This window comes from Anaerococcus sp. AH8042_DFU013_CI05, from assembly GCF_047936775.1.
Lineage (GTDB): Bacteria > Bacillota > Clostridia > Tissierellales > Peptoniphilaceae > Anaerococcus.
Genome location: NZ_CP175954.1, coordinates 1,695,422 through 1,714,543 on the forward strand (window position 1 = coordinate 1,695,422; position 19,122 = coordinate 1,714,543).

The following is a 19,122-nucleotide window of genomic DNA, read 5'->3' on the forward strand; positions in this document are numbered from 1 at the left end:
CAAGTAAATTATAACACAGGAGATAAAAATTGTATTTAGTATTTGATATAGGCGGTTCAAGCAATAAATATGCTTTGATAGAAAATGATAAAATAGTTGAAAAATTTTCTTCAAAACAGAAGAGAAGTATGGATGATCTTTTAAAGTTTTTTGAAGATAAAATTAATTCGTTTGCTAAAAACCACAAGCTTGATGGCATAGGATTTTCTTCTCCAGGAACTGTTGATTCTTCTACAGGCAATATTTACGGAAAATCCGCAGTTGAGTTTATTACAGAATATAATTTTGCCATGGAAATAAAAAATAAATTTAATCTCCCAGTGGCCATTGAAAATGATGCAAATTGTGCTGCCTTAGCGGAGATTTTTTATGGGAAAGTTGATAAAAATTATCTAGCTTTTTTAATTATAGGCTCTGGTATAGGTGGAGCTATAACAAAAAATGGCAAAATTATAAAAGGTAAAAGCTTAGAAGCTGGAGAATTTGGCTATATGCTTTTAAAAAATGAAGAAGGTAATTTTGATAATTTTTCTAAACTAGCAACTCTACCAAATATCAGGCGAAAAATGATAAAAAAATATGGTATAGATGAAAGTACGTATTTAATTTTTGATAAATACATGCAAAAAAAAGAACCCTATTTTACAGAAGTAGACCAGATGTTTACTTACTTAGCCATGGGAATATACAATATTTTTTATACTGTAAATCCAGAAAAAATTTATTTAGGAGGGGCTATTTCTAGTGATGAGAGATTTGTAAGAGAGATTAAAAACAAATTAAACACAGGGGTTTTCAAATCTATAGATATAGAGATTAGCCCTGTATCGTTTTTTAATGATAATAACTTATACGGGGCCTACGCAAATTTAAAACAATCTATAGAAGAAAAAAGATTATTAAAGTAAAGGAGGAATTATGATTAAATTTCCTAAAGGATTTTTATATGGAACGGCTACATCAGCCACTCAGTCAGAAGGTGCAGGAAATATAGACAATAAATCTGAGAATATATGGGACTATTGGTATAAAATAGATCCGTATAAATTTTATAAGCAAGTAGGGCCAAGTAAAACGACAGATATTTATAACAATTATAAAACTGATGTAGACTTGTTAGAAGAAACTGGACAAAATGTTTATAGGACATCTATAAACTGGGCTAGGCTTATACCAGATATAGATGGAAAGATAAATCAAAAAGCTGTTAGTTTTTATAGAGATTATTTTTCTAGGATTCGCAAAAAAAATATTACTCTTTATATAAACTTATTTCACTTTGACTTGCCAATGTATCTTATGGATATAGGTGGCTGGACTAATAAAAAAACCGTAGAAGCTTATAAGGATTATGCTAGAAAATGCTTTGAACTTTTTGATGATTTAGTAGATGGTTGGTTTACCTTTAATGAGCCGATAGTCCAAGTAGAATGCCAATATCTTTATGGTTATCACTATCCAGCAGAAGTAGATCCTAAAAAAGCAGTCCAAGCAGCATTTAACACTCAGCTTGCCTCAGCCTTAGCTATTAAAAACTATAAACAAATGGATTTTAATAAAAAAATTGGAATAATTTTAAATCTAACACCAGCTTATCCAAGAAGCAACAATGATGGTGATTTAAAAGCAGCAGAAATGGCAGAATTAATCAATAAATCCTCATTTCTAGATCCTTCAGTCTTTGGAAAATATCCTGAAAAACTTATTAACTTAATAAAAAATGAAAAACTCACTCCGGAATATAGCCAAGAAGAGCTTGAAATTATAAAAGAAAATACTATTGATTTTCTAGGAGTAAACTATTATCAGCCCCTAAGAGTGAGGGAAAATTCTTATCAATATAAAGAGGATGCACTTTTTATGCCTAGCAAATATTATTTAACTTATGATATGCCAGGCAAACGTATGAATCCATATAGAGGTTGGGAAATATATCCAAAAGCCCTTTATGATATTGCAATAAATATCCGTGACAATTATAAAAACATAGAGTGGATAGTTTCAGAAAATGGTATGGGTGTTGAAAATGAAGAAAGATTTAGAGAAAATGGGCAGATAAAAGATGATTATAGGATTGATTTTATAAAAGAACACCTATACTGGCTAAGTAAGGCTATCAATGAGGGAGCAAACTGTAAGGGTTATCAACTTTGGACTTTTATAGATTGCTGGAGCTGGCTAAATGCCTATAAAAATAGATATGGTCTTGTAGAATTAGATTTAAATACTGGCCAAAGAAAAATAAAGAAGTCAGGTCAATGGTTTAAGAAATTAAGTGAAAATAATGGTTTTGAACTTTAAATAGGAAAAAATAATATGTCTATAAAAGAAATTTTAAATGATTTTAGATTTACTGATACAAGGATTGGAACGGACTCTAAAAGAGAATTTTCTAATGGAAATACCTTACCATTAGTAGGTGTGCCTCATGGAACAAATTATTTTGCAGTGCAAAGTAATGTTGATAAAAATGAATGGTGGTTTAATCCAAATGAAGATAACTTTAAAGGTTTCAGATTAACCCATCAACCTAGCCCATGGATGGGGGATTATTCATATCTTACAATACTCCCTTTTGATTTAGAAAAAAATATTAAATATGATACCACTAGCTCTATTTTTAGGCCTAATTATAATAAAATAATATATGAAGATGGGTCAATAGCAGAAATTACTAATGATATTTATTCTGGAATTATTAGCTATAAGGCAAATACAAAAGCGAATTTTTTAATATATGCAGATGGTCTTTTTCTTGAAAGAAAAGATAAGCTAATTTTAGGGAGTGTAAAAAATTGCTATGATAGTGAAGATGAAGATTTTACAATGTATATTGTAATTGACTTAGATAATGATTTTGACTTAAAAAATACGGAATCTGCTTATAAAATAATAACTGATAGTAAAAATACAAATTTATATATAAGCACTTCATTTATTTCAATCGACCAAGCTATTATAAATCATCAACGATTAGAAAAAGATTTTGAAAAATTAGTTTCATCTACAAGTAAAAAATGGGAAAAAGTTTTTAATAATTTTGAAATAAATATAAGAAAAGAAGATGATTTATACCAAAAATACAATTCATACAGCAAGGAAAAACAAAGAAAATTTTTCTACCACTGCTTATATAGAGCGTACTTATTTCCTATGAGATTTTTTGAAATTGATAAAGACGATAAAGAAATCCACTATGATACTTTTAATAAAACAATAAAAAATGGAAAGTTGTTTACAAATATAGGATTTTGGGATGGGCAAAAAACTTTATTTCCCCTTCTTAGTTTAATTGACACCAAATTTTTAGAAGATCTTTTAGAAGGAATTATAAATACTTATATAGATACCGGATTTTTACCAAAATGGCTATCGCCAGATGAGAGATCAATGATGCCAGGAACTTTAGTTGATAATACTATAGCTGATCTTTTAACAAAAAAAATAGGAAATGATAAGTCAGAAATACTGCTAGAAGCAATGATAAAGTCCGCAAAACCAGAAAATAATAAGAGTAAGTATGGCAGATTTGGTGCAAATCTGATGGATGAATTAGGATATGTACCAGCTGATTTACACGAATCAGTAAACCAAACTTTAGATAATAGCTTGTCAGATTTTTCTATAGGAAAAGTAGCTGAAATCTTAGCTAATCTTAGCTAAAGATGAATTAGCAAATACTTACTATAAAAAATCTAAAGCTTATCAAAATCTTTTTGATAAAGATATAGGATGGTTTAGGGCCAAGGATAGAAATGGTAATTTTAATGAAGAGTTTGATAAATTTAGTTGGGGTTCGCCTTATACTGAAGGATCTGCTTTTCAAAATAGTTTTAATGCTTACCATGACATTGAAGGTATTGTCAGTTTATTTGGATCAAAAAAGGCCTTTGAAGATAAACTTGATGAAATAGCAAATGAGACATCCGATTTCAAAATTGGATCGTATGGAGAAGTAATTCATGAAATGAAAGAATTAGAAGCTGCACACTTTGGTCAAATAGCAATATCAAACCAACCTTCATTTCATTTGCCTTATTTATATTATTATGTAGAGAAGCCTTATAAAACACAACTTTTAGTAAAGGAACTTTTACTAAATTATTTTTCCTATGATTTTAAGGGATATCCAGGCGATGAAGACAACGGCTCACTTAGTTCTTGGTTTATACTATCTAGTATCGGTATATATCCAGTTGCGCCAGGGAAAGAAGAATATATAATAGGTATTCCATTTTTTGATGAAATAAATGTAAAACTTGCAAATAGAAATATTTTAAAAATAACTACTGAAGAAAATTACCATCAAAAGAAATTTATCAAGACAATGAAAGTTAATGGTAAAGTTTACAAGGACAGAAAAATGTCTCATAGAGAATTTATAAATGCAAGTGAAATTAAATTTACTTTAGGCCTAGTGCCAGAAACAGGAGAATAATATGTATGGTTCAATAGAATTAGGTGGTACAAAAATTAGGTGCGCCATATTTGATGAGAATGGAAAAATAATAAAAGAAATAAGGATAAAAACAGAAGATCCAAATAAAAATTTAGAACAAGTAAGTGATTTTTTTAAAACAGAGAAGATAAAATCTATAGGAGTAGGAGCTTTTGGACCTATTGATTTGGATAAAGATTCTAAAAGTTATGGTTACATCTTATCAACACCAAAAAAACTTTGGAGAAACTTTGACTTGATAGGAACTTTAAAGAATAATTTGGATATCCCAATCAGACTTACTACAGATGTTGGAGCATCTGGGGTAGGAGAATTTTTCTTAGGAGCTGCTAGAAATAAGAAGAGTTCTTTGTATTTAACAATTGGAACAGGCATAGGTGGATCATTTATAGTTGATGGAATGATAGTCGAAGGCTTTTCTCATCCAGAAATGGGACATATTGAAATATCAAGAGAAATTGATGATAACTTTAAAAGCGTTTGTGACTATCACGATTCCTGTTTTGAAGGACTCTGTTCAGGTCCTGCTATTGAAAAACGAGCGGGTAGCAAAGGTGAAGAGTTAGATATTGATCATCCTGCTTTTTTAATAACAGCAAGATATATTGCTAAAGTTTTATATACTTATACTGCAATTTTAAGACCTCATATAATAATAATCGGTGGAGGAGTTGCAAATAAGGATGGTATGATAGAAAAAATTAGAGAGGAATTTGATAAAATCAAAGGAGAGTATTTGATTTTACCAAGTAGTGAAGAATATATAGTATTCCCAAATTTAGGAAATGAAGCAGGACTTATAGGTGGCTATATACTTGCTAAAGAAGAATATGAAAAAGGAGACTTTTAGCTAGTCTCCTTTTTCTATAAAAAATATTTATCTATAATCCTCTTTTAGCTTCTAAAATTAGATTTTGCTTTAGGCTCCATAGGTCTTGGGATAAGTCTACATAATAATTGTGCGGTTGGTCAAATCTTTTTACCTCATCCCATATACTATCTAGTTCTTTTTTGCAGTAGTCGTGGATTTCTTCTATAGATGGTTGATCATAGACTAATTTTCCATTTTCAAAAATAGGAACTTGCATAAGACGAGCTTCGTAATTGTCCATTTTTTTCATTTTCCAAGTAAATAATGGATCAAAAATAACTAGTGGTTTGCTTTCATCAACTTCTTCCTCACGAAGAGTGATATAGTCAGCTTCTGCCTTGCCAGTTTCCTTATCATAAAGTCTGTAAACTTTTTTAAATCCTGGTGTTGTAATTTTTTCTACGTTTTCAGAAACTTTAATACGTGCTTTTAATTCATCATCTTCGTATATTCCTACCAGTTTATAAACGCCACCAAAAACTGGATCAGATTTACTAGTTATAAGTCTTTCACCAATACCAAAGGCATCGATTTTTGCCCCTTGAGCAGTTAAGGAGTTGATTTTAAATTCGTCTAGGGAGTTGCTTGCAACGATTTTAGTATCAGTAAATCCGTTATCATCTAGGATTTTTCTAATTTCTTTAGATAAGTATGCAAGGTCTCCAGAGTCAAGTCTTACCCCACCAGTAAGGCCTTTTGGTTCCAAAACTTCTTTAAACACACGCATGGCATTTGGCAATCCACTATTAATTGTATCGTAGGTATCAATTAGTAGAGTACAATTTTCTGGATAAGTTTCTGCATAAATTTTAAACGCTTCATACTCACTATCAAAGGCTTGAATCCAAGCATGGGCCATAGTTCCAGATGGCTTAAAACCATATGTTTTTGCAGAAAGAGTATTACTTGATACTGGTGCGCCAGCTATAAAAGCAGCACGAGCTCCTGTTAGAGAAGCATCTGCACCTTGGGCACGGCGAGCACCAAATTCCATTACGAGCCTATCGCCAGCTGCTTTTACTATTCTACTTGTTTTTGTAGCTATCAGTGAATTAAAATTCATAGAAAGCAATAGGTATGTTTCCACAATAGAGCATTCTATAATTGGAGCCTTAACTGTGATGATTGGCTCATTTGGAAACATAACTGATCCTTCAGGAAAGGCCCATACATCACCTGTGAATTTAAAATCACGAAGATAGTCTAGGAAACCATCTGAAAAATCTCCCACTTCTTTTAGATAAGCTATATCATCTTCTGTAAAATGTAGATTTTCTATAAAATCAATTACATCATTTAGCCCAGCAAATATTGAATATCCACCTTCATCAGGATTTGTCCTATAAAATGCATCAAAAACAGCAATTGTATCCTTCATACCATGGTTAAAATATGCATTGGCCATGGTAAATTCATAAAAATCACTGAGCATGGATAAATTTCTTACATTACTCATAAAAACCCTCTTTTCAAAATCTTTTTCTTCTTTAATTGTATATACAATGGGACAAAATTGCAAACATTTGCAAAATTATTCTTACCAATAATTATGCCCTTTTCTCATACTTTATCCAAAATAATATTAAAATATTATTCTATTAGGGTAAAGATAGACTAAGAGCTTAAATTTTGTAAAGGAGGTAAAATGTATATATTTGACATCGACGGGACACTTTTAAATACTATTGATTCAATAAACTTTCATATAAACGAAACTTTCAAAAAATACGGATTAAAATCAGTTCCCAAAGAAAAAACTAGAGAGTTTGTCGGCAATGGCCCCAGAGTTTTGTTGGATAAAACTTTAAATTATGTTGGATTTACCGGAGATGAGCTATTAAAAGAAGAAATCTATAATAGATACAACGAGTCTTACAACAACGATCCCCTACATCTAACCAAACCCTTTGATGGAGTCAAAGAGTCCTTGGATAAGTTAAAGGAAAATGGGGAAATATTAGCTGCTTTTTCTAATAAGCCAGATGAAACCAGTAATAGAGTGTTAAAATCTATTTTTGGCGAAAAATATTTTGACTACATCCTAGGTTATAGGGAAGATTATAAAAGAAAGCCATCTCCAGAAGGCATTATGATTATCGCCAACCATTTTGATGTGCCATTTTCAGATATTTTATACTTTGGCGATAGTGAAGTAGATATGAGATGCGGGAGAAATGCTAGCATATTTACCATAGGATGTTCATGGGGCTTTAGAGATCGTGAGGTGCTAGAGGCAGAAAATCCAAATGCAATTATAGATGAACCAAGTGAAATTACATCTATAAAAAGGCTATAATAAAGCGTTAATTTATTAAATATATTTAAAATGTTATTAAATACTATTAATAAAACTAGATATTATCATTTTTCTCTGATATCCTTATTGTGAAATAATCTTGGGATGGGAGAAAAAATGAAATTAGTAATTGAAAACTTATCAAAACAATTTGAAGAAAAGAGTGTCTTAAGAAATTTAGATGCTACATTTGACCAAGGGATTATCTATGCTCTTTTGGGAAGAAATGGAGCTGGAAAGACTACTCTTTTTTCTTTGATTGCAAAAGAACTTAAAAAAGATAGTGGGGAGATTTATCTAATAGATAATGACGAAAAAATAAATCTTGATAGTAAGGATGTATTCTTTATGCTAGCAGAGCCAGAGTTACCAAGATTTTTAACTGCTAGGGAGTTTATAAATTTTTTTATAGATGTAAATAGAAAAAGAATTGCAGGGTCCCTTGATCCTAATTATTATTTTGACCTAGTAAAATTTGATGAAGATGATAAGGATAGACTTATCCAAGGATATTCGACTGGGATGAGAAATAAGCTTCAAATGATGATGTTTCTTATACTAAAACCAAAAGTTATTTTAATGGATGAGCCCCTTAATTCCCTAGATGTAGTTGTTCAAAAAGAAATGAAAGACCTCATAAAGTCTATAAAACATGACCATATTATAATATTTTCAACCCACATTTTAGACCTAGCCAAGGACATATCAGATGAGATAGTTTTATTACATAAGGGTCAAATAGAGGAAGTGGATAGGGAAATAAAAAATAATCCTGATTTTGAAGATAGGGTCATTGACCTACTCCAAAAGGAGGATTAGTATGGAATATTACAAAAAATATAGGATTATAGAAAACGCAAATCTGGCCAAAAATATCAACCAAATTATTTATTTTTTCCACCATCTGCCAATAATTGGCAAATACACAGGAGAAAAATATAGGGCTTATGGGTTTAAAAAATTTGTCTATGCCCTAGGGCCCATATTTTCTGTTCTGGGTCAGATTTTAAAAAGCATTTTTGCTTACTTTATGGCTTTGGCTTTTGGAGGGTTTATCCTCTGGCTTATAAAAAGTCCAGGACAATTTGATGGACTTGGGACTAATCAATTTGTCGACCTATCCCTATCAAACCTATCATTTTTAGCCTTTTACCTAAGTGCTGCCATAAATTCAAACAGTATTGCGGGCAATAAGGTTGATATGCGTAATCTAAATAATCAGTACAGATTGGCACCTAAAGAAAGTGGATTAATCAGAGGAGTTTTTGACCCCCTTAGGATAGGATTTGGAAGAGCCTTTGCTTTTGCGATATTTCTAGGTCTCAAAAATGGATTTTTACTAAGCTTTATCCTTGCCTTTGTAAGAATAATTTCAAACACCTTTACACTAAGGATTTCAAATAATCAAAAGGAAATTTATGCGGATAAGTGGTGGGTAAACATCCTATCCTTTATAATTCTTTTTGTAATCCTTATGAATGTAAAGACTTATAACACTCTTATATTGCTGGTAATATTTGTAATTAGCCTTATAGGATCTATTTTTGCAATGAAATATCTATTAAAATTAGATGACTATGGCAAGGTATTAGAGGATGCAAAGGACGAAGAAGTTAATATAAGTCTAGATTTTGATCAAATTGCCAATGATAGCTTGGCCTTAAAAGATACTGACATAGAAGCTGGTAAAAAAGAAAATGGAAGTGGCTATGAACTTTTAAACAATTTATTTTTTACAAGGCACAAGAGACTTCTTGCCAAACCAATTTTAAAAAAAGCTGGTATTATTTTTGCCATAGCTGCCCTTGCCCTAGGCTTTGCAAAATATAAACTTGGTGAATCTAACTTTGCTATGGAAAATATTTTGCTATTAACTCAATCAATATTTGTATCGATACTCTTTAATAATCCAAATTCTAGCAGGGCTATGTTTTTAAACTGCGATAGGTCCTTGCTCCAATATGGGTTTTATAAGGAGGAAGAGGCGATTTTTGCCATGTATAAGCTTAGATACAAATCTTTATTAAAGATAAATTTAATTGGCCTTTTATCGGGGATTTTGATAAATGCTTTAGCTTTTGTACTTTTCCCAGCACTAGGAATTAAAAATTTAATTGTATGTGAGATTTTTGTACTAGCAAGTTTTTTATTTTATATGGCCTTTGAACTATTTATTTATTATATTTTCCAACCCTTTAACTTTGAGGCTGCTAATGTTGGACATGGCTACAAAGTTTTATACAATATATTAAATTATGCAAATGTAATTTTTATTCCATTGATTATTGGAAAAACATCTAATGGACAATTAACTTTAATTATTGTAAGCACTATAATGCTTATTTTAATAATTATTTTTCATGCGCTAGTTAAAATTTATGGCAAAAATACTTTTAGGATAAAAAAATAAGACAGTATGAGCACCGTCTTATTTATCTTTTAGATTAAATTTTTTGCGCATCCTTATTTTCACTATAAGAAATAATAGCAAAAGAAAAAGGATTGTTAATATAATTATAAGGCCTGTCATATAGGATCTTTCAAGCTTAAGATATAGGCAAATAGGATAAATAATTCCAAAAAATAATATGCCTAGGATAATTGAAAGATTGCCTGCAAATTTGTTGCCGTATTCCCAAGTATCCTGATTATAGCAAACTTCCCATAAGTGAAAACCTACTTTCATTTCTGGATAGCCACTATGAAATTGCCTAAAAAATATTCCTATATAAATACTAAATATTAAAAGCATGATGTCAGTTGCAATTAGGGGTCCCATTTTTCACCTCATTTCAAATAAACTATACTAAAATAAATTGATAATTAAAGATGAATTGTAAAAAGGATCAATAGCTAATATAGTAATATGAGAGGAATTTATGAAAATACTTATAACAAGCGATTGGTACTATCCTGTTGTAAACGGGGTAGTTAGATCAGTATTAAATTTAAAAAATTATTTAGAAAGTCAAGGTCACGAAGTAAGAGTCTTAACACTTTCAAACACCATTTCTAGTTATCAAACTGAGGAAGTGTACTACATAGGATCTCTTTCTGCAAAAAGAATATATCCAGAAGCTCGTATTACAAATATTTTGGCCAAAACTCATTTAAGAAATATCAGAAAATGGGAGCCAGACATTGTTCACAGCCAATGTGAGTTTTCTACATTTGTAATGGGAAAAACTTTGGCAAAAATTTTAAATATCCCCCTTGTCCACACCTATCATACAGTGTATGAAGATTACACCCACTATTTTACAAAAAATAAACGCGCAGGTGTAAAAATTGTGGCAGCCTTTAGCAAAAACTTTTCAGATATGTGCGATTATATGATTGCCCCTACTGAAAAAACTGCAAATATTTTAGAGTCTTATAATATAGATAGAGAAAAAATTGCAGTAATTCCAACCGGAGTCCATATTGGAAAATTATATGATGAGGATTTAAGGGATGAGCTTGATATACCAAAGGATAAAAAAATATTATTATATCTAGGACGTTTGGGCGAGGAGAAAAATATTGAGGAATTGATAGATTTTTACCATAGGCTAGATGATCCTAATATTGAATTTTTTATAGTAGGTGGTGGCCCTCACAATGATAAGCTTATAGCTTATAATGAAAAAATAAAGGCAAATGCTCATTTTGTGGGCATGGTTGATCCAAGTGAGGTAAATAAATATTACCAAGCAGCAGATATATTTACTACATCATCCACTTCAGAAACCCAAGGACTTACTTATTATGAAGCACTTTCAAATGGTTTAGTTGCCGTTTGCCGTGATGATGAGTCCCTAGATGGTGTTTTAAAAAATGGCTTTAATGGATTTAGATTTAATAATTTTGATGAATACAAAGAATATATTTATAAAGTTTTAGAAGATCCAGATTACCAAAAAGAATTATCAGCAAATGCTAGAAAATATGCTTTAGATAATTTCTCTGTAGAAAGTTTTGGTCGCAAGTGTGAAAATTTATATGAGAAAGCAATAAACGAGTTTGATTATGAAAGTTCTTTTATATACAAAAGATTATGATACAGTTAAAGAAAGTGGAGTAGGCAAGGCAATTGACCACCAAATCAAGGCCTTATCACTTGTGGATTGCAATTTTACCCTAAATGAGAAGGAAGATTTTGATATTGTCCACATAAATACAGTTTTTCCAAAATCTGTGAGCTTTGCAGAAAAAGCAAAAAGAAAGGGGAAAAAGGTAATCTATCATGCCCACTCTACAAAGGAAGACTTTAAAAATTCTTTTACCTTTTCAAATCAAATTGCCCCCGCCTTTAAAAAATGGCTAGAATATTGCTACAACAAAGGAGATTTGATTTTAACCCCTACTGATTATTCTAAGGAAATTTTAGAATCCTATGATCTAAAAAGACCTATTGAAGTCGTTTCAAATGGGATTGACTTAGATTTTTGGCAAGATAGGGATTTTGATAGGGACAATTTTTATGATAAGTATGGCTTAGATAAGAGTAAAAAATCTATAATATCAGTAGGTTTGCCTATTAAAAGAAAGGGTATTGATGATTTTGTTTACTTAGCTAAGAAGATGCCAGAATACGAATTTGTCTGGTTCGGTAAGCTAAATCATGCAGTAATGCCAGCAGAAATTAAAAAATTAATTGAAAAAGCCCCTTCAAATCTACATTTTCCAGGCTATATTTCAAGTACTGACCTTAGAGAAGCTTACAGCGGATCAGACTTATATGTATTTTTAACCCACGAAGAGACAGAAGGAATAGTGCTTTTAGAAGCCCTAGCTTGTAAGGCAGACATTCTAATTCGTGATATAGAAATATTTGAAAATGATTATGTAGATGGCAAAAATATTTATAAGGGGTCTTCAATTGATGATTTTGAAACAAAAATAAAAGGAATACTAGAGGGACAATTACCATCATTAAAAGAAGAGGGCTATAAAAAAGCTGCCGAAAAATCTATAGAAAACACCGGCAAACGTCTGGTGGAGTGTTACGAAAAGGTACTTAATTTATGAGATCTATTTTAAAATTTTTGGGTCTTTCCATTATTACAATCCTAATCCCAGCCCTATTTATGGGCCTTGCAACAATTTTTAATGCAGGAGAGATAATGGTCTTAATAGCCCAAATGTTTGTCATATTGGTATTTGTATTTATTTTTACAAATATTTTGAAATACCAAAGAAAATATGAGGCTGAAACAGAAAAACTTTTGCTAGATACAAGAGATATCCAAAAGTTAAAAGATTTAAGAGAAAAACGCAAGACCTACAAATCAAAAGCATCCATTACCAGCAAAATTCTAAATCAAGATAACAGCCAAAATGAAGTTGATAACTTGCTAAAATATGCTACAAGTAATGAAGACATGGAGCACTATTACTCAGCAAAAATTGACCAAGCAGATAAAAATAAACGTGAAGAAATCAGAAGAAAAAGAGATGATTTTGCAAATCGCTATGGCAAAAAGCAATTTATATTTCCAGATTTTGATGGCAATTTAAAAACCAGCATAAAATGGATAGTATTTTTCTTTGTATCAGCATTTTTATATAACTTTCTTCCCCCAAAAATATTTAATAACGATATAAGCATGGCATCATTTTTACTATTAGGAATGCTATTTTTGGCAGTTGTTATGGTAAATACCATATTATGGATAGTCCGTACATTAAAATCATATTGGATGAAAGATTATTTATAAGACTTGAAAATTCAAGTCTTTTTTTATTTGCTCAAAAGTATGATTTATCAAATTGTAATTCATAAATTTAAAAATATAACAAAAAATATTAAAAATATTAAAATAGACTTTACAAAAATTAAAAGTGATAGTATATTATTATCAAAAGGAGGCTATCAATGATTAATAAATGTCCAAACTGTGGTGACGAGATGATCATCACATCATATAGATGTAATAGTTGCTATACAGAAGTAAGTGGTGAGTTTGAAATTGATAACTTTTCAAGACTTGATAAAGAAGATAAAGAATTTATAGAATTATTTTTGCAAAAAAGAGGATCTATTAAAGATGTAGGAGAAGAAATCGGTATTTCTTATCCAACAGTTAGAAATAGAATAGATAAATTAGTAGCAAAACTAGGTGGTAAAATCGATAAAAAAGAAAGCCGTCTAGATATCCTTAATATGCTTGATAATGGTGAAATCACAGCTGACCAAGCACGTGAATTATTGGAGGAATTAAAAGATGAATGATGAAAAACAATTAATTTTAGAAATGCTTAAGGAAGGTAAAATCACTGTCGAAGAAGCAAACGACTTACTAAGTGCCATTGGCAATAAAAAAGGCCGTAATGATAGCGACTTTATGGCAAGGATTAACCAATCTATAGAAAGTGTCATCAAAAAAACAACTGATGCTTTTGAATCACTTTCAAATATTGACCTAGAAAATATTGATATCAACCAATACAACATCAAAGGTCAAGTAAATACAAATAAAGAAATGAGAATTGATGATGAAATCAATAACATCAATATTGATATCCCATCTGGTAAAATTTTAATCGAGCGAGCAAATGACTCTGCTATTACAATTAACCAAGATATTTGGTCAAAAAAAGGTGAACTTCTTGATTATTTAGATATCGAAATCATTGAAGATGATTTAAATATCACTGTCAATGAAGCCTATCACAACCTTGAAGCAACTTCAATTATAAAAATTGCCCTAGGCAAAAATTTATACGAAAATCTAAATATCAACCTAGTAAATGGTAATATCGAAATTGAAGATGTTGACTTTACAGATACCAGCATTAACTCAATCAATGCAAAAGTAAATGTTATTAACTCTCAAGGAGATATCGACATTCAAAATACAAATGGAAAAGTTGATATCAAAAATACCAATGGTGATTTAACAATTGATAATGTAAATGGATCTATTTATCTTGCTAATATCAGCGGTGAAAAAGCAGAAATTGATGCAGTTAGCGGAAATATTAGAGTTGATGGCCTAAATACTAAAAATTTATTTGCAGACACAGATTCTGGAAATATTAGAATTTATAATATCAAAGAAAGCGAAAAAATCGACTTAAACTCAGGATTTGGTAATATCGTAATAGATAGCGAATCATATGCTGGCGAAATAAAAGCAGAGGTTTTAAGCCAAGGATTAAACTTAAGCGATAAATTTAAAAACAAAATGCAAAAAGAAAAAGGCTATGAAGTTTCTACAAATCTAGAAAAAACAGATATAGAAATCATTGCATCAGCAGCCTTTGGTAAAATAAATCTTAGATAATAAAAAAAGACCTAGAAAGGTCTTTTTTTTATTAAGCAATCCTATTTGTTGTTGGATTGTAATCATTTTTAATATTAGCTGGCATCCATCTATAGACAAGAGGCACTAGGACAAGTGCTAAAATTATTCCAGGAAGTCCTTTTACAAATGATCCAGTTATAAATGGAATGATGCTTATAGCTTCCATATTAAATACATTAAATACAATAGATGCAACAATTCCTGCTACAATTCTACCAATAATCATAGCTCCGATTAAAGGAAGAAATACATTTTTTTGGTATTTTTCGTAAAAATATCCAGCAAAAAATCCATAAGCCGCTAACTCAAAAACCATAATTGGAACCATAGGCACCATTGGAGGCATACCAGTAAGTAGGCTTGACAGAATTGGGGTTACTAAACCAATTAATAAACCTGGAATAGGTCCAAGTGTTAAAGCTCCTAGAAAAATAGGAATATGCATTGGCAATAGTACTTGGCCAGGTAGGCCTAAAGTGTGAAATATCATTGGAAATAATATCCCTAAAGCCAAGAAAACTGCTGAATATACTAATTTTTTTGTATTCATTTATTAATTTTCTCCTTAACTTTTGCTATTAACTGATCAGCATCATCTGTGCTTAGGGAAAGTTTTTCCATAGGACACATATCAGTGTTATCCCTATTCCTAATCTCCTTTACTTTCTTATTATATTGATACTTAATATTTGTATCATCCAGAATACTAATGGCATTTTCTGATATAAGCTCTGTGTAAAGTTCACTTATATTTGCCTTTATCAAAATAAGTGCGGCAGCCCTACCTATAACTTTATCTGCAACAGCTGCACCCTTTAAGATGTTTTCATCACTGTCATAAATATCGATAATAGGTAATAAGCCATTTTTATCCGACTTATAAACAACTTTATCTTCTTTAACTACAACTATAGAATGGTTATTTTCTAATAGTGTAGTCTTTGCTAAATTAATATTATTCATAGTATTATTTTAGCATATTTATTTGTTACATTCAAAAGAGCTAAAATTTTTATGATTTATTATTAAGGAAATATATCAAAATAATTTTTTATACAAAAAAACAGCCAAGGCCGCAGCTTGACTGTTGATTACTCTCACTAAAATTTTTTGCAAAAATTTATGCTAAGAAGAGTTTTTAAGTTTGTGAGAGAAGCACAAAAGTTTGAGGGTTAAGACTTTTGTACCCGGAAAGGTAAACAGTTGACACAAATTTATTATTAAGGAAGAGCACGCATTTGCGATGAAAATCAATCTGTCAGCTTCAAACTGTTTCCTTGGTATTTATGTTAATGCATAAATGTTTTGCATTTATAAAAGAATTGTAAAGTTAGTGTTAAATTTAGAATTTGTTTAATATTATAAGTAAATTAAAATGTTGAATAATTTATTTAAATGATATAAATTTATGTTGAAATATTATTTCGGATGTTATAAAATAATCTTGAAAAAGTTTTCATATAAGGAGGTAATTGTGAAAAAAAGCATTTTGATATTATCTGTAGCTTTACTATTTCCAGGCGTTTCTTTTGCTTCTGATGCTAATTATAGTAATGAGGATTCAAGTAATGAAAACATTATCTATTATGATTATTCGTTTCCCAAAGATATAAGTGAATATGACGATTCCATATTACTAAATTCATCTTTTGCTTTTGATGCAAAAAAAGGGGAAAGCGAAGTTGAAATTGATGATTTTGACGATAGTGAAATTTATTTGAATGGAAAGAAAGTATCTGATCAAAAAGAGGTAGATGAAAATATAGCTGATGGTAAGAATTACTTAGATGTCCTAGATTCTAAAGATCAAACTAATGTAAGTATTAAAGCAAGTAAAGAAGAAAAGCCTTTAGAAACAAAAAAAGAGACATTGGATAAAGGCACCACTGATTTGCTTGAAAAAATTTTAGATGAAGAAGTTAAGAAAGACTTTGCTGGTGGTCAAATCTCTATAATGAAAGATAATAAAGAAATTTATAATCATAATTTTGGATATAAAAATAATTATTATAAAGATGGAAGACCAATTGAAAAGGAAAAAAGAGATAGAGTTGATGACTTAACTATGTTTGATCTAGCTAGTAATACAAAAATGTATGTTACTAACTACTCTCTTCAAAAATTAGTTTATGAAGGAAAAATAAACTTAGATGATAAGGTAAATAAATATTTTGACGATTTTAAAGATTCTGATGCTGATATCATAAAGGGAAAAAATAATATAAGTATAAGAGATATTTTGATGCACCAGGCAGGTTTTCCAGCAGATCCTCAGTATCATAATGAAAAATATGATAAAGATGATGGTGTAAAAAACGGGAAAAATGACTTGTATTCTCAAAATAAAAATTATACTCTAAATATGATTTTTAAAACACCTCTTAAATATGAACCTGGAAAAGATACTATATATTCTGATGTAGATTATATGCTTTTAGGTTTTATTATTGAAAAAGTTACAGGAATGCAATTAGATGAATATTTCAATGAAAGTTTTGTAAGACCTCTTGGGCTTACTAGAACTACATTTAATCCTTTGGAAAATGGATTTGAAAAATATGACACAGCAGCTACTGAACTAAATGGAAATACGAGAGATGGCGAAGTTGATTTTAATAATATTAGAAGAGATACAATTTGGGGTCAAGTCCACGATGAAAAAGCATTTTACTCTATGAATGGGATAAGTGGACATGCGGGTTTATTTTCAAATGCCAGAGATTTATCAAAACTTGCTAATATTATGTTAAATAATGGAAAATATGGGGATATTATTTTTTGGGATAAAGAAACTCAAGATTTATTTACTAGACCAAAACAAATCGATCCATCTTATGGTTTAGGTTGGAGACTTATGGGAAATGGTAAGTACGCATGGGCATTTTCAAATCTTGCTAGCTCAAAAACCTATGGTCATACTGGTTGGACTGGTACATTAACAGTTATAGATCCAGTAGAAAATATGGTTATAACTTTACTTACAAATAAGAAAAACTCTCCAGTTTTAAATAAGGAAAACAATCCAAATGTATTTTATTCAGACCAATCCTTATCAGCGGGATATGGAGCAATTACAACTTTGCTTTATAAATCATTACAAGAGTCCTCTCCAGAACAAATTATTGCCTTATCAGATGAGCTTTTAAAGGGCAAAGAAAGATTAATTAGAGAAAATGATGATTACTTTAATATTGGACAAATTAACGACTATATTGCTTTAAAAAATGTAAATGACTATTATAAGGAAAAATATAAGACTCTAATAGAAGTAAATAATATTTTAGAAGAATTTAAAAAAGCTGATAATATTTTAAAAGAAGAAAAACCAAGTCAAAGAGTAACTAGTACCCTTTATTCTCCAAATTTAAAACTCGATTGGAACTATAATGTATATCTACCAAAGAATTACGATTCTAAAAAAGCTGGTGGATATCCAGTTTTATACATGTTACACGGCTTGGGAGGCAATCATACAAATTTATTGGAGAGATTTGACTCTAAAACTATCTTGGATAAAGTTATAAAAAAAACTGGCAAAGATATGATAGTAGTATTTCCAGATGGATTTAATAGTTTTTATATTGATCAAAACGATGGTATGAAAATGGAGAAAGCTATTATGGAAGATTTAATTCCATATATTGATAAAACTTACAATACAAAAAACTCTAGAAACTCTCGAGCTATTGGTGGCATATCTATGGGTGGATATGGTGCAGCAAGATTTGCCCTTAAGTATCCTGACAAATTTTCAAAAGCAACCTTGATATCTCCAGCTGTTTGGTATAAGCTTGATGAAGATAATAATATAAGAAAAAATAATCACGCTTTTAAAGAAGCTAATAAGCCATGGTCTGATGATTTTTATCAAAAAATGCATCCAGAAACTTATATAAAAAATAATTCAAATGTTGACTTTTATATAAGAACTTCACTAGGTGACTCAACTGTACCATTTGATGATGTAAATAAATTTGTAGATGCTTTAAAACTAAGTAATATTAATACTGAGTTTAAAATAGATTCAAAAGAAAATGAGCACAACTGGAACTATTGGAAAAATATTGCCTATGACTTTTATAAGTGGACAAGTGAATCCTTAGAATAAAATAATAAAAAACAGATCTGATTAAATGAATATTTCAGACCTGTTTTTTATTTTTTTACCTAAAATTCTTTTTAAAATTTTAAGGCAATGATATAATAT

At 30.2% G+C, this 19,122-nt stretch carries 18 protein-coding genes; 14 read left to right on the top strand and 4 right to left on the bottom strand.

Annotated features, from left to right (window positions below; translation table 11 throughout):
• Window positions 1-29: 29 nt before the first annotated feature.
• Genes ACKRLN_RS08615 through ACKRLN_RS08635 form a run of 5 tightly spaced genes read left to right on the top strand, consistent with a single transcriptional unit; the run spans window position 30 to window position 5,309 of the window.
• A complete protein-coding gene (locus ACKRLN_RS08615) occupies window positions 30-908 on the top strand; it encodes an ROK family protein (protein WP_296142086.1) in 879 nt (292 codons plus the stop codon).
• Window positions 909-918: 10 nt separating this feature from the next.
• Complete coding sequence (locus ACKRLN_RS08620) at window positions 919-2,301, top strand: glycoside hydrolase family 1 protein (RefSeq protein WP_296142084.1); 1,383 nt, start codon at window positions 919-921, stop codon at window positions 2,299-2,301.
• Between the two features lie 15 nt (window positions 2,302-2,316).
• Window positions 2,317-3,663 (top strand): glycoside hydrolase domain-containing protein, encoded by a 1,347-nt coding sequence (locus tag ACKRLN_RS08625; protein ID WP_416334869.1) that lies wholly within the window; start codon window positions 2,317-2,319, stop codon window positions 3,661-3,663.
• A complete protein-coding gene (locus ACKRLN_RS08630) occupies window positions 3,653-4,438 on the top strand; it encodes a glycoside hydrolase domain-containing protein (protein WP_416335396.1) in 786 nt (261 codons plus the stop codon). Before ACKRLN_RS08625 ends, ACKRLN_RS08630 begins: the two co-directional genes overlap by 11 nt.
• 1 nt (window position 4,439) lies before the next feature.
• Window positions 4,440-5,309, top strand: coding sequence for an ROK family protein (locus ACKRLN_RS08635; RefSeq protein WP_296142081.1), 870 nt, complete (start codon window positions 4,440-4,442; stop codon window positions 5,307-5,309).
• 31 nt (window positions 5,310-5,340) lie between these two features.
• Here the strand turns inward: ACKRLN_RS08635 and ACKRLN_RS08640 are convergent, their stop codons facing one another.
• Window positions 5,341-6,786: a nicotinate phosphoribosyltransferase gene (locus ACKRLN_RS08640; RefSeq protein ID WP_296142079.1), complete on the bottom strand. Its 1,446-nt coding sequence runs from the start codon at window positions 6,784-6,786 to the stop codon at window positions 5,341-5,343.
• 189 nt (window positions 6,787-6,975) lie between these two features.
• Here ACKRLN_RS08640 and ACKRLN_RS08645 point away from each other — a divergent pair, with 189 nt between their 5' ends.
• The 3 genes from ACKRLN_RS08645 (at window position 6,976) to ACKRLN_RS08655 (ending at window position 10,036) form a co-directional block, all read left to right on the top strand.
• Entirely contained in the window at window positions 6,976-7,626 is a 651-nt protein-coding gene (locus ACKRLN_RS08645; protein ID WP_296142077.1) for an HAD family hydrolase, read from the top strand.
• Between the two features lie 117 nt (window positions 7,627-7,743).
• Window positions 7,744-8,445 carry an ATP-binding cassette domain-containing protein gene (locus ACKRLN_RS08650; RefSeq protein WP_295885027.1) on the top strand — a complete coding sequence of 234 codons (702 nt, stop codon included), beginning with the start codon at window positions 7,744-7,746 and terminating at the stop codon, window positions 8,443-8,445.
• Window position 8,446: 1 nt separating this feature from the next.
• Entirely contained in the window at window positions 8,447-10,036 is a 1,590-nt protein-coding gene (locus tag ACKRLN_RS08655) for a hypothetical protein (RefSeq protein ID WP_296142075.1), read from the top strand.
• An 18-nt stretch (window positions 10,037-10,054) separates the two neighbouring features.
• On the opposite strand, the gene ACKRLN_RS08660 is transcribed toward ACKRLN_RS08655, so the two are convergent.
• The gene (locus ACKRLN_RS08660) at window positions 10,055-10,405 is read right to left on the bottom strand and encodes an SdpI family protein (RefSeq protein WP_203127026.1); all 351 of its coding nucleotides are present in this window, start codon (window positions 10,403-10,405) and stop codon (window positions 10,055-10,057) included.
• A 100-nt stretch (window positions 10,406-10,505) separates the two neighbouring features.
• Here ACKRLN_RS08660 and ACKRLN_RS08665 point away from each other — a divergent pair, with 100 nt between their 5' ends.
• From ACKRLN_RS08665 to ACKRLN_RS08685, 5 genes are all read left to right on the top strand, one after another.
• Window positions 10,506-11,666 (top strand): glycosyltransferase, encoded by a 1,161-nt coding sequence (locus tag ACKRLN_RS08665; RefSeq protein WP_203127025.1) that lies wholly within the window; start codon window positions 10,506-10,508, stop codon window positions 11,664-11,666.
• A complete protein-coding gene (locus ACKRLN_RS08670) occupies window positions 11,635-12,636 on the top strand; it encodes a glycosyltransferase family 4 protein (protein ID WP_296142072.1) in 1,002 nt (333 codons plus the stop codon). Before ACKRLN_RS08665 ends, ACKRLN_RS08670 begins: the two co-directional genes overlap by 32 nt.
• Complete coding sequence (locus ACKRLN_RS08675) at window positions 12,633-13,325, top strand: hypothetical protein (RefSeq protein WP_296142070.1); 693 nt, start codon at window positions 12,633-12,635, stop codon at window positions 13,323-13,325. Before ACKRLN_RS08670 ends, ACKRLN_RS08675 begins: the two co-directional genes overlap by 4 nt.
• A gap of 158 nt (window positions 13,326-13,483) precedes the next feature.
• The gene (locus ACKRLN_RS08680) at window positions 13,484-13,840 is read left to right on the top strand and encodes a DUF2089 domain-containing protein (RefSeq protein ID WP_203127022.1); all 357 of its coding nucleotides are present in this window, start codon (window positions 13,484-13,486) and stop codon (window positions 13,838-13,840) included.
• Complete coding sequence (locus ACKRLN_RS08685; RefSeq protein WP_416334870.1) at window positions 13,833-14,894, top strand: DUF4097 family beta strand repeat-containing protein; 1,062 nt, start codon at window positions 13,833-13,835, stop codon at window positions 14,892-14,894. The genes ACKRLN_RS08680 and ACKRLN_RS08685 overlap by 8 nt, the downstream gene beginning before the upstream one ends.
• A gap of 31 nt (window positions 14,895-14,925) precedes the next feature.
• Here ACKRLN_RS08685 and ACKRLN_RS08690 read toward each other — a convergent pair whose 3' ends face one another.
• Both ACKRLN_RS08690 and ACKRLN_RS08695 read right to left on the bottom strand, forming a co-directional pair.
• Window positions 14,926-15,465 (bottom strand): ECF transporter S component, encoded by a 540-nt coding sequence (locus tag ACKRLN_RS08690; RefSeq protein ID WP_295885010.1) that lies wholly within the window; start codon window positions 15,463-15,465, stop codon window positions 14,926-14,928.
• Window positions 15,462-15,878 carry a DUF1893 domain-containing protein gene (locus ACKRLN_RS08695; RefSeq protein ID WP_203127019.1) on the bottom strand — a complete coding sequence of 139 codons (417 nt, stop codon included), beginning with the start codon at window positions 15,876-15,878 and terminating at the stop codon, window positions 15,462-15,464. Before ACKRLN_RS08695 ends, ACKRLN_RS08690 begins: the two co-directional genes overlap by 4 nt.
• 511 nt (window positions 15,879-16,389) lie before the next feature.
• Here ACKRLN_RS08695 and pbp4b point away from each other — a divergent pair.
• A complete protein-coding gene (pbp4b, locus tag ACKRLN_RS08700) occupies window positions 16,390-19,023 on the top strand; it encodes a penicillin binding protein PBP4B (RefSeq protein ID WP_296142065.1) in 2,634 nt (877 codons plus the stop codon).
• The last annotated feature ends 99 nt before the right edge of the window (window positions 19,024-19,122 follow it).

Bases quoted from the DNA above. Each gene is read 5' to 3' on its own strand.
- ACKRLN_RS08620 (WP_296142084.1), top strand. From the start codon at position 919: ATGATTAAATTTCCTAAAGGATTTTTATATGGAACGGCTACATCAGCC.
- ACKRLN_RS08625 (WP_416334869.1), top strand. From the start codon at position 2,317: ATGTCTATAAAAGAAATTTTAAATGATTTTAGATTTACTGATACAAGG.
- ACKRLN_RS08635 (WP_296142081.1), top strand. From the start codon at position 4,440: ATGTATGGTTCAATAGAATTAGGTGGTACAAAAATTAGGTGCGCCATA.
- ACKRLN_RS08640 (WP_296142079.1), bottom strand. From the start codon at position 6,786: ATGAGTAATGTAAGAAATTTATCCATGCTCAGTGATTTTTATGAATTT.
- ACKRLN_RS08645 (WP_296142077.1), top strand. From the start codon at position 6,976: ATGTATATATTTGACATCGACGGGACACTTTTAAATACTATTGATTCA.
- ACKRLN_RS08650 (WP_295885027.1), top strand. From the start codon at position 7,744: ATGAAATTAGTAATTGAAAACTTATCAAAACAATTTGAAGAAAAGAGT.
- ACKRLN_RS08655 (WP_296142075.1), top strand. From the start codon at position 8,447: ATGGAATATTACAAAAAATATAGGATTATAGAAAACGCAAATCTGGCC.
- ACKRLN_RS08660 (WP_203127026.1), bottom strand. From the start codon at position 10,405: ATGGGACCCCTAATTGCAACTGACATCATGCTTTTAATATTTAGTATT.
- ACKRLN_RS08665 (WP_203127025.1), top strand. From the start codon at position 10,506: ATGAAAATACTTATAACAAGCGATTGGTACTATCCTGTTGTAAACGGG.
- ACKRLN_RS08670 (WP_296142072.1), top strand. From the start codon at position 11,635: ATGAAAGTTCTTTTATATACAAAAGATTATGATACAGTTAAAGAAAGT.
- ACKRLN_RS08675 (WP_296142070.1), top strand. From the start codon at position 12,633: ATGAGATCTATTTTAAAATTTTTGGGTCTTTCCATTATTACAATCCTA.
- ACKRLN_RS08680 (WP_203127022.1), top strand. From the start codon at position 13,484: ATGATTAATAAATGTCCAAACTGTGGTGACGAGATGATCATCACATCA.
- ACKRLN_RS08685 (WP_416334870.1), top strand. From the start codon at position 13,833: ATGAATGATGAAAAACAATTAATTTTAGAAATGCTTAAGGAAGGTAAA.
- ACKRLN_RS08690 (WP_295885010.1), bottom strand. From the start codon at position 15,465: ATGAATACAAAAAAATTAGTATATTCAGCAGTTTTCTTGGCTTTAGGG.
- ACKRLN_RS08695 (WP_203127019.1), bottom strand. From the start codon at position 15,878: ATGAATAATATTAATTTAGCAAAGACTACACTATTAGAAAATAACCAT.